General features: G+C 35.8%; 11 protein-coding genes. 7 read left to right on the top strand and 4 right to left on the bottom strand.

The genetic code is table 11. The features are described from left to right. Positions 1 to 7: 7 nt before the first annotated feature. From RHO14_02990 to can, 7 genes are all read left to right on the top strand, one after another. On the top strand, positions 8 to 772 hold the full coding sequence (locus RHO14_02990) for a prepilin peptidase (GenBank protein WVD71770.1): 765 nt from the start codon (positions 8 to 10) through the stop codon (positions 770 to 772). A gap of 91 nt (positions 773 to 863) precedes the next feature. Next, the gene (gene coaE / locus RHO14_02985; protein ID WVD71769.1) at positions 864 to 1,469 is read left to right on the top strand and encodes a dephospho-CoA kinase; all 606 of its coding nucleotides are present in this window, start codon (positions 864 to 866) and stop codon (positions 1,467 to 1,469) included. A gap of 13 nt (positions 1,470 to 1,482) precedes the next feature. Then, positions 1,483 to 2,232, top strand: coding sequence for a cell division protein ZapD (gene zapD, locus RHO14_02980; protein ID WVD71768.1), 750 nt, complete (start codon positions 1,483 to 1,485; stop codon positions 2,230 to 2,232). 41 nt (positions 2,233 to 2,273) lie between these two features. Beyond that, positions 2,274 to 2,492: a DNA gyrase inhibitor YacG gene (gene yacG, locus RHO14_02975; GenBank protein ID WVD71767.1), complete on the top strand. Its 219-nt coding sequence runs from the start codon at positions 2,274 to 2,276 to the stop codon at positions 2,490 to 2,492. A 2-nt stretch (positions 2,493 to 2,494) separates the two neighbouring features. Continuing rightward, positions 2,495 to 3,514, top strand: a complete 1,020-nt coding sequence (gene tsaD, locus RHO14_02970; GenBank protein WVD71766.1) for a tRNA (adenosine(37)-N6)-threonylcarbamoyltransferase complex transferase subunit TsaD — start codon at positions 2,495 to 2,497, stop codon at positions 3,512 to 3,514. Positions 3,515 to 3,566: 52 nt separating this feature from the next. Next, positions 3,567 to 5,318, top strand: coding sequence for a 30S ribosomal protein S12 methylthiotransferase accessory factor YcaO (ycaO, locus tag RHO14_02965; protein ID WVD71765.1), 1,752 nt, complete (start codon positions 3,567 to 3,569; stop codon positions 5,316 to 5,318). A gap of 192 nt (positions 5,319 to 5,510) precedes the next feature. Continuing rightward, the gene (gene can / locus RHO14_02960; GenBank protein WVD71764.1) at positions 5,511 to 6,182 is read left to right on the top strand and encodes a carbonate dehydratase; all 672 of its coding nucleotides are present in this window, start codon (positions 5,511 to 5,513) and stop codon (positions 6,180 to 6,182) included. Positions 6,183 to 6,189: 7 nt separating this feature from the next. Here can and nrdG read toward each other — a convergent pair whose 3' ends face one another. The 4 genes from nrdG to hemB all read right to left on the bottom strand — a co-directional run bounded on the left by nrdG (position 6,190) and on the right by hemB (position 11,274). Then, on the bottom strand, positions 6,190 to 6,660 hold the full coding sequence (nrdG, locus tag RHO14_02955) for an anaerobic ribonucleoside-triphosphate reductase-activating protein (protein ID WVD71763.1): 471 nt from the start codon (positions 6,658 to 6,660) through the stop codon (positions 6,190 to 6,192). 98 nt (positions 6,661 to 6,758) lie between these two features. Beyond that, entirely contained in the window at positions 6,759 to 8,894 is a 2,136-nt protein-coding gene (nrdD, locus tag RHO14_02950) for an anaerobic ribonucleoside-triphosphate reductase (GenBank protein ID WVD71762.1), read from the bottom strand. Positions 8,895 to 9,081: 187 nt separating this feature from the next. Further along, positions 9,082 to 10,098 carry a DUF481 domain-containing protein gene (locus RHO14_02945; GenBank protein ID WVD71761.1) on the bottom strand — a complete coding sequence of 339 codons (1,017 nt, stop codon included), beginning with the start codon at positions 10,096 to 10,098 and terminating at the stop codon, positions 9,082 to 9,084. 165 nt (positions 10,099 to 10,263) lie between these two features. Further along, a complete protein-coding gene (gene hemB, locus RHO14_02940) occupies positions 10,264 to 11,274 on the bottom strand; it encodes a porphobilinogen synthase (protein ID WVD71760.1) in 1,011 nt (336 codons plus the stop codon). Positions 11,275 to 11,318: the final 44 nt, after the last annotated feature.

Here is an 11,318-nt window from a genome sequence, read left to right as displayed (position 1 = left end):
AATTATTGTGCTAATTTGTACTGGGCTACTAGGACTATGCTTTGGTAGCTTTATTCATGTTGCAATTTACCGATTTTCACCCGACAAAGCTGCACTAAGCTACTTGCATGATATCGTTTTTAGTCGTTCAAAGTGTGTGTATTGTTATCATAAACTAAGTTACTTATCACTGATCCCCATTATTTCATGGTTGATCCAAAGAGGCCATTGCCGATATTGCCATCAATCGATTGCAATTAATTATCTACTCGTTGAATTAATTATCTCGATATATTGCTGTGTGATGATATCGACCTATGATTGTACGCTTTGGACAATTATATTAATTTTTTTAGGGCTTTATTTTATTATATTGGCAGCGATTGATTTTAGGTACCTATTATTACCTAATTATTTTACCTATCCAATAATGTTAACTGGATTAGCTTTAAGCTATGTAGAAATAAACCCAATACGATTAATCGATGGAGGATTGGGTATTATTTGCGGCTACATTCTATTGTGGGTTCCCGCGCATTTATATTATTACTTTAAAAAGCATAGCGGCCTTGGCGGAGGAGACATTAAACTACTCGCGGCTTTAGGTACATGGATACATTATAGCCAGTTACCAATGTTATTAGTTTTTGCATCAAGCATTGGTATACTCTATGTTATTTTTGGGGCTTACTTTAAAAAAATACCTTTGAAAATAGTCGTTATTCCATTTGGTCCATGCTTATTAATTTCAGCCTATATAATATTGTTACAATTAGCTAATTATCATTATTAATGCCTACTAGGCAATATGAATACAAGGAAACTTGCAGTAAGTTACAAGTATGATAAGCTGAGTAAATACATATTTTATTCATCTTAATTTTATGCCTTATATTGTTGCCTTAAGTGGTGGAATTGCGAGTGGAAAATCAACCGTTGCCAATTTGTTTGCAAAGTTAGGCGCACAAGTAGTTGATGCCGATATTATTGCAAAAAAAGTCGTAGAAAAAGGCTCGCTAGCACTTAAACACATTGTCGAATATTTTGGTCAAGATATTTTACTTGCTGACGGTAATTTAAATCGAGCTAAACTGCGTGAGGTCATTTTTAATCAGCAGCAACATAGAATATGGTTAAATCAATATTTACACCCGATTATTCAACGTGAAACAACGTTACAAATTAGCAAACTTGATAGCCCCTATGTCCTTTGGGTTGTGCCCTTATTAATTGAAAATAATTTGCAAAAACAAGCTGATCGCGTATTAATTATTGATACACCCGTTGATATTCAAATAGAAAGGCTGAAAAATCGCGATAATATTAGTGAAGATTTAGCAAAAAACATGTTATTATCACAAGCAACTAATGCTGATCGAATCAGCTATGCCGATGATGTGATCGTAAATAATGGCGATACATCAGAACTTTCTTCGCAAGTTAAGCTGCTGCATAATATGTACCTTAAACTATCTCAAAATTACAGTTAAAAGTTGAGCTAATATGGATAACGCTAAAGTAATTTTTGAACACCCATTAAATGAAAAAATGCGAACTTGGTTACGTATTGAGTTTTTAATCAAACAAATTGAATGTAATAAAAAATTCGACTGTAATAATGCGTTATTATTTTTTCACTCACTTTGTGAATTACTTGAAATTGTAGAGCGTAATGATATTCGAAGTGATTTAATTAAAGATATTGATGAACAAAAACAAAAGCTATCAACTTGGTTGAATATATCGGGAGTTGATACTGAGCTACTCTCAGCGTTATTAGATAAACTAAATGTGATCCTTAGCCAATTAAATTCTATTCCTAAACTAGGTCAAAACCTCAAAACTGACCGTTTTATTGCCTCTATACGTAAACGATTAACCATTCCTGGCGGATGTTGTAGCTTTGATTTACCTTTATTTCATTTATGGTTGCAGCAATCGCAAGATTATAGAGACCAACAAATTGCAAAATGGTTAGAGAGTTTCTCAACATTATATCTTGCAATTTCTTTTTATTTACAATTAATTAGGCAATCTGGTCGTTTTAAATTATTAAGTTGTTCAAATAATTTTTATCAAAATCCAAGTGAAATAAGTCGCCTATTAAGAATTAGGATCCCAATTGATAAAGGTTTATATCCACAAGTCTCGGGAAATGCGAATCGCTATGCGATTCGATTTGTAAAACTCGACTCAGACTCTGATAGTAAAATAGAAACACAATGTGTTGAATTTGAATTAGCGAACTGCTAATGTGCTACGTTGAATTAAGCTAAATAATGTACCAATGATATATGAAAACAGATAAATTAACCGTTAGTTGCCCTACTTGCCAAAAACTGATTGTGTGGGATGAAAAAAATCCTTATCGCCCTTTTTGTAGTAAACGCTGCCAATTAATTGATCTTGGTGAATGGGCGAATGAAACACATCGAATTCCTACCGATGAAATAAATGAACAAGATTTATGGAGCGAAGATGTGATCGCACCATTTAACAGTAAAGATAATTAAGTATGAAAATTCTTGGTATTGAAACTTCCTGTGATGAAACAGGCATTGCAATCTATGATGAGCAAAAAGGGCTGCTTGCTAACCAACTTTATTCACAAATCAGCTTACATGCTGATTATGGTGGGGTGGTACCAGAACTTGCTTCTCGCGATCATATTCGTAAAACTGTTCCCCTCATTCAAGCGGCATTAAAAGAAGCCAACTTGACGAGTAAAGATATTGATGCAGTTGCTTATACGGCAGGCCCTGGATTAGTTGGAGCGTTACTAGTTGGTGCATCAATTGGTCGCGCTCTTGCTTATGCTTGGGATGTACCATCTATTGAAGTACATCATATGGAAGGCCATCTACTCGCGCCAATGTTAGAAGATAATCCCCCTGAGTTCCCTTTTATTGCTTTACTCGTATCTGGCGGACATACACAATTAATAAAAGTAACCGAAATTGGTCAATATCAATTATTGGGTGAATCAATTGATGATGCTGCAGGAGAAGCTTTTGATAAAACAGCAAAATTACTGGGCATTGATTACCCAGGAGGATCAAAGCTTTCTAAGCTTGCTCAGCTCGGCAATGGCTCGCGTTTTCATTTTCCAAGGCCAATGACTGATAGGCCCGGCCTTGATTTTAGCTTTTCTGGCTTAAAAACTGCCGCTGCAAATACTATCCATCAAAACCAACCTTTTGATGAGCAAACCAAAGCAGATATTGCTAGCGCTTTTGAAGATGCACTTGTTGATACGTTAGTTATAAAATCGAAGCGAGCACTTGAACAAACGGGTTATAACCGATTGGTTATTGCTGGCGGCGTTAGTGCTAACTTGACGTTAAGAAATCGACTTGCAGAGTTAATGCAAAAAAGGCGTGGTCAAATTTATTATCCAAGGCTTGCTTTTTGTACTGATAATGGGGCAATGATTGCTTACGCAGGAATGGTTCGCTTTAAAAAGCAACAATTTGCTGATCTTGCTATTAACGTAAAACCTCGCTGGCCTTTAAGTGAACTATCTATCGATAGATAATCATTCTTTAAGCTGATAATACTTTATAATCAAAAATATAATGAGATATAACATGAAAACCTATATTACTGGCAAAGATGCAGCGCTTGAAGATTCGATCAATCATTTTCATTCACTTTTAAAGCATTATGAATTAGAAGCCAAAGAAGCATCTTGGCTTAATCCTGTACCAAATGTCTGGTCAGTACATATCCAAAACAAAGCTTGCCCAGCTTGTTTTACGAATGGTAAAGGCGCAAGTGAAAAAGCATCGTTCGCATCAGCACTTGGCGAATACTTTGAACGTTTATCAACTAATTACTTTTTTTCTGATTTTTATCTTGGTAAACAAATTGCTAATAATACTGATTTTGTTCATTATCCAAACGAAAAATGGTTCCCAATTCCCGCCAATAATTCGTTACCCAAAGGAATATTGACTAAAAAATTACTCGCGTTTTATGATCCAAACGATGAACTTTCTGGAAGTGACTTAGTTGACTTGCAATCAAGTAATCAAGATCGCGGTATCTGTGCGCTACCATTTGTACAACAATCTGATCAAAAAACAGTTTATGTACCTGTTAACCTCATTGCAAATCTTTATGCTTCAAATGGTATGTCTGCTGGTAATAGTCAAAATGAAGCAAGAGTACAAGGTTTATCAGAAGTATTTGAACGTTATGTAAAAAACCGTATTATTACCGAAGCAATCAGTTTACCAGCAATACCTGACTCGGTATTACAGCGTTATCCAAATACCATTGAATCGATTCAAACATTAGAACAACAAGGTTTTCCTATTTTCTGTTTTGACGCATCATTAGGCGGGAAGTACCCCGTTATCTGTGTGATATTATTTAATCCAACTAATGGTACGTGCTATGCTTCATTTGGCGCGCATCCTAATTTCGGTGTTGCGCTTGAGCGCACGGTAACGGAATTATTACAAGGTCGTAGCTTAAAAGATCTTGATGTATTTTCACCACCATCATTTGATAATGATGATGTAGCTGATTTGAGCAACCTTGAAACCCATTTTATCGATTCAAGCGGCTTAATTTCCTGGGATCTATTTAATCAAACTGCTGACTATCCGTTTGTTGATTGGTCTTTTACTGGCGAATCAACAGAACAAGAATTTAATAATCTAATGGAAATCATTCATCAGCAAGATATCGAAGTGTTAATTATGGATTATCAGCACTTAGATGTTTATGCATGCCGAATTTTAGCCGTTGGTATGTCTGAAATTTATCCACCAGAAGATCTCCTTATTGCTAATAACAATATGGCAATCCACTGGCGTGATAAAATTTTATCTTTACCAGAAAGTAAATTAAGTGCTAAAAACTATCTTGAAATTATCGAACAGCTCGATGATGATGGTTTAGATGATTTTGCAAGAGTACGTGAATTATTAGGCCTTGCAACGGGCAAAGATAATGCATGGTATACATTACGTATTGGCGAGCTTAAAGCGATGCTAGCATTAGCCGGTAAAGATTTAGAACAAGCTAAATTATGGCTAGATTGGACAATTGAAATGAATAGTTCGATTTTCACACCACAACGTAATCACGCTTATCGCTGTTTACTTACTTTAGTTGATTTTATGCTTATGCGTGATGCAAAACAATTTACGAATTATCAGCCTGCCTTTAATAAAATGTATGGTGAAGATCATGTCAACGAGATGTGGCAATACGCAACAGGTAAAAAGCATTTTTTAGGATTGTTTAACGTCGATGAAAACTTGACTCAATTTACTTCACATCAGCAACTACTAGCGGTTTATCATAAACTACATCAAGCAATGAAATAATATCCATTTTATATGTCAGGCTTTGCCTGACATATAAAACTTGCACACAGATTTTTCTCTATATTAAGTGCTTACAACAATATTTTAACGAAATATCCATAAATTATCTCTTATCGATTAGCAAGAAATCAACATTGATATTTTTGCTTACAGCCAGTAAACTAATTCCTCAATCAACGAAAGAGTACTTTCATGAAAACAATTTCTGACCTTATCGTACGTAACCATGCGTGGTCTCAAAAAGTTGCCCTCGAAGATCCTGATTTTTTCAAACATCTTTCTATTACGCAACGACCTAAATTTTTATGGATTGGTTGTTCAGATAGCCGCGTTCCGGCTGAAAAACTGACTGAGTTAGAGCCTGGTGAGCTATTTGTTCATCGTAATGTTGCGAATTTAGTTATTCATACCGATTTAAACTGTTTATCCGTCGTTCAATATGCTATTGATGTATTAGGCGTAGAAGATATTATTATTTGTGGTCATCTTGACTGTGGGGGGATCAGAGCTGCTGTTGAAAATCCAGATTTAGGATTAATCAATAATTGGCTGCTGCATATTCGTGATATTTGGTTTCGCTATAGTTCATTACTTGGCGAGTTTCCTGCAGAAAAAAGAATGGATATTCTATGTGAACTTAACGTCATTGAACAAGTTTATAATCTCGGCCACTCAACCATCATTCAATCGGCTTGGCAACGCGGGCAAAAAGTGAATATTCATGGCTGGGTCTATGGGATCAGCAATGGCCGTATCACTGATTTAAAAATTAGCTCATCAAGTCGTGAAAATTTAGAAATTCACTATCGAGAAGCCATTTCAAATTTACTTAATCAGCATGACCTATATGACCAAAATAAATGATAACTCGCTATTTTTTGTGTAATTCATGCACAATTTGGTTACTACTGCCACGCCAAAGTAGTTTGGGATCAGCAAGTTCTTGTACAAACTTACCATCGATAAGCACATCGATATAAGGCAAAATAACTTGTTGCTCTATAGTTAGTTCATTAAGTAAGTAGCCAGTCCAAAGCCAAATATCTTTATTATCACATTGCGCCTTCACTCTTTGTACCAACCTAAGTATAGTTGGTACATTTTGTGGGTGCAAAGGATCACCGCCGGATAATGAGAGCCCCTGCCTTTTAATTTCGGTATCTTGCAAATCACGAATAATATGGTCTTCAAGCTCTTGGGTATATGTAAAACCTGAATCAAGTGACCAAGTGCTTTTATTGTAACAACCCCGACATTGGTGTATGCAGCCTGCAACAAATAAAGAACACCTTGTGCCAGGACCATTAACAACATCAACTGGATAATAGCGATGATAATTCATAATAATTCTGCAATATATTGTTTTTCGTTAGACAGATAATGAACGAATGAGCTAAGTAGCACCTTTATGTTATGGTAAAAGTGCTATATAAGGTTAAATTAGCCGATTTGCCCATTATTTAGGTGCTTAACTCGGCGTTTAACCTCTTCTTGCTTACCTGCATTAAATGGCCTTGCATCAGGGCTGCCAAGGTAACCACAAACGCGCCGTGTCACTGATACCTTGGCGGAGTCATGATTACCACAGCTTGGGCAGACAAAACCTTTACTAGTACATGAAAACTCGCCAGCAAAGCCGCACTCGTAGCACTCGTCGATCGGGGTATTAGTACCATAATAAGGCACTCGGCTATAGCTATAATCCCATACATCTTCTAACGCTTTTACATTATTGAGCATATTGGGATATTCGCCATAACAGATAAAACCACCACTGGCTAATTCAGGATAAGGTTTTTCAAATTCAATTTTTTCATATGGATTAACTTTCTTTTCAACATCTAAATGGAAACTATTAGTATAATAGCCTTTATCTGTAACGCCTGCGATAACACCAAATTCAGCCGTATCTAAACGACAAAATCTGTCACATAGATTTTCACTTGGCGTACTGTATAAACTAAAACCATATCCTGTTTCTTTTTTCCATTGTTCTACAGCTTGACGTAACCGCGCTACGATTTGCACGCCCTTTTGGCGTAATGTTTCGTTATCAAATGGGTGCTCTTTATTACTAAATAATGCATTTAACGTTTCGTGAATGCCAATATAGCCCAATGATATCGAAGCACGACCATTTTTGAAAATTTCTGCAACAGAGTCATCTTCTTTTAATCTAACGCCACAAGCCCCTTCCATATAAAGAATAGGCGCAACTCTTGCTTTAACATCTTCAAGCCTTGCAATACGAGTCATTAGTGCTTTTTTGCATAATACTAAGCGGCTATCTAATAGTTGCCAAAATTTAGCTTCATCGCCTTTTGCTTCAATCGCAATACGAGGAAGATTAAGACTAATTACGCCAAGGTTATTGCGTCCATCATGAATTTGTTTGCCATCTTCTTCATACACACCTAAAAAGCTACGACAACCCATTGGTGTTTTGAATGATCCTGTAACCTCCACCACTTTTTCGTAATTTAAGATATCAGGATACATACGTTTTGATGCACACTCTAAAGCCAATTGCTTAATATCATAGTTAGCATCAGCTGATTTATGGTTGATGCCATCTTTAATTGCAAACACAAGTTTAGGAAATACAGCTGTTTTGTGGTTTTTGCCTAAACCACGAATTCTTACTTTTAAAATAGACTCTTGGATTAACCTTGATTCCCAGCTTGTACCTAAACCGAAGCCAAAGGTAACAAATGGTGTTTGTCCATTAGCGGTATGGAGTGTATTTACTTCATATTCTAAAGATTGAAATGCATCATAACACTCTTTAGCCGTGCGATTTTCCGCATACGCCTTTGCGTCAGGGATCTTCCAATCTTCAGCAACTTTTTTATGTTTTTCAAAACTAATCGTAACAAACTTAGCTAATATTTCATCGATACGATTTATCGTTGTACCACCATAAATATGGCTAGCAACTTGAGCAATAATCTGCGCCGTTACGGCTGTTGCCGTTGCAATAGATTTAGGTGGTTCAATTTCGGCATTACCCATTTTAAAACCTTTTGTTAACATGCCATCTAGATCGATTAACATACAGTTAAACATAGGGAAAAATGGTGAGTAATCAAGATCATGGTAATGTAATTCACCGCTATCATGAGCCCTTGATACATCTTTAGGTAAAAGGTATTGTTTAGCATAATGACGAGCAACAATACCCGCTAACAAGTCACGCTGAGTTGGAATGACTTTACTATCTTTATTGGCATTTTCATTTAAAATCGCAACGTTACTCTGCTCAATTAAGCCTTTAATGTCTTGATTTAAACGGCTGCGCTCTTCACGCACACGATCTCTATCATGGCGATACTCGATATAGGTTCTTGCTAATTTTTTATATGGGCCAGCCATTAGTTGATTTTCAACAGAATTTTGAATTTCATGAATATCGACACTTTCTCGATCTGCCATCTGATTTGCAACCAATTTAGCAACTCCAGCGCAATAATCGGAGTCATTTACATTAGCCGCAATCGCTGCTTTTAAAATAGCATCTCGAATACGATTTTCATTAAAAGCGGTTTGGCATCCATCACGTTTTACAACTACTGGCATGTTATATTCCTTTAAGCGGTTAAACCCATATATAGATATTTTTTGAGAATTATACACTATATATTGTGTTTTTCTACTTTATTAGCCTGTACTTGAAATTAATAGGAGAAAGCTTTTTTGATGAGTTTAGAAAATTAAGGTAGAGATAAAATTAGCGACTACTATGCTAATCTTATCTCAAAATAGTTTACCAATTAACCCCGACACCAATATTATAGTTAGTATTACTTGAATCACCATCGTGAGTAGTACTTTTTGACCTAGTTAAACTGGTGTTAACTGATAACCAATCTGTTAACCAATATGCAAGGCCTGCTGTAGCAGATAAATCGAGATCAACGTCATTATTAAAGCTTCGGCCTATTTCACCAACGGTAAAAAATTTAAGTGATTTTCCTGCAAAAAATTGATAATAATTCCATTTAACCGATCCTAAAGGATGAGTTGAATCATTACCATCGCGATAATCAATTCGTTGGTAACTAACTAACCCAGTTAGTGACAAAGCAGATAATTCATCTTCCCATACTTGCCAACCTGGGCCCATACCAAAACTTGTTTTTGTTTTGATATCTTCTATCCAATCATGCTTATATTGAACATTGCCCTGCCAAAAAAATGAGGGGGTAAAAAATCGATCAACTTCGTATTGTGCGGTGTAATAATAATTACTCGTTTGCTCATCATCTTTTGATCTAAACAAAGCAGCTCTTAAACCATGGCGCCATAAGTCATGTTTTGCTGTTATATTGCCATTTAAGTTATATTGTTCTGATTTAGAAGAACCTTTATTATAATAAGCGCCAGCATTTAAATCGCCATTAATGATGAGATCATTTGGAGTTAGTGAAGATGAGGTGTTTTTAATTATTGTTAGATCATTATTAATCGGTATTATTTTACTATCATTGCCTTTGACTAATTTAATCTCGCTCTCACCAGCGGACACAATTGTATCGGCGTACTGTGAAGCTGAAAATAAACCATTTTTGATTTTAACTGGTTCATTAATAGAAAATGTGGCTACTTTGTCACTATTTATGGTGATAATTCCAGCATATTCAGTCTCTATTAATACTTTATTGCTATCAACTAGTTTAATTTTACCCGAGAGGTTATCACCATTTTTTAGTTTAATGGTATCTCCCCATGCAAAACAAGAAGTAAAAATAATCAATATAGCCGTTACTAGTAACTTATACATATACCTAACCCCTAATGTTAATAAAAATGATCTCTTAGTAAACAATAAATTTAAGGTTATCGGTTATAATTTTTTTCTCTATCGATTTGAATAAAATATAATAATTTAATTAATATAAAATGAATAGATGCATTTCATTAAGCAACAAAATGCATCCAAAATTGCTTACTTGCCAGCTTGTAACTGCTCTGCAATCTGTTTAGCAAAATAGGTTAATATTCCATCTGCTCCTGCACGTTTAAAACATAATAATGATTCCATAATGGCAGCTTCAGTTAACCAACCATTATTAATCGCAGCCATTAACATAGCATACTCACCAGATACTTGATATGCAAAGGTTGGCACTGCAAAAGTATCTTTAACCTGACGCAAAATATCAAGATAAGGCATACCAGGCTTAACCATTACCATATCAGCACCTTCTTGTAGATCTTGATATACTTCTTGTAATGCTTCACGGCTATTTGCTGGGTTAAGCTGATAAGTTTTTTTATTTCCGCCTTTAATATTAGTAGCAGATCCTACTGCATCACGGAATGGGCCGTAAAAAGTTGATGCATATTTAGCTGAATAAGCCATAATTTGGGTATTAACAAATCCACTATCTTCTAACTCAGCTCGGATCCCGCCAATTCGTCCATCCATCATATCGCTAGGCGCTATGATATCAACCCCTGCCTGAGCATGTACCATCGCTTGACGAATCAATGTCTCAACAGTGATATCATTTTGTACATAACCGCTATCATCAATAATGCCGTCTTGACCATGTATTGTATAAGGATCTAATGCGATATCAGTTAAGATCCCTAACTCAGGGAACGCTTTTTTAAGCGCTCTCACCGCCCTTGGAACTAATCCATCTTCATTATATGACTCTTCTGCTAATAATGATTTTTTGCTGTGGTCTATAGCGGGAAAAAGCGATAAAACAGGAATGCCAAGTTTAGCGACTTGCTCTGCTTCTTTTAATAATACATCGACACTCATACGATTGACATTTGGCATAGATGTAATCGGTTCACTCACATTTTTACCTTCAACAATAAAGACCGGATAAATTAGATCATTTACAGTTAAACTGTTCTCAGCCACAAGTCGACGACTAAAATCATTAGCTCTCAAACGGCGTAAGCGCCGCTGTGGAAAATCACCTGTTATAATCGGCGACATAATAACTCCTATTTCGTTTATTACTTTTGAAATTTAATAGCTCG

It is taken from the genome of Orbaceae bacterium lpD04 (assembly GCA_036251935.1).
Classification (GTDB): Bacteria; Pseudomonadota; Gammaproteobacteria; order Enterobacterales; family Orbaceae; genus Orbus; species Orbus wheelerorum.
The sequence above is the reverse complement of the archived record's forward strand: the minus strand, read 5'-3'. Positions and strand labels throughout refer to the sequence as shown.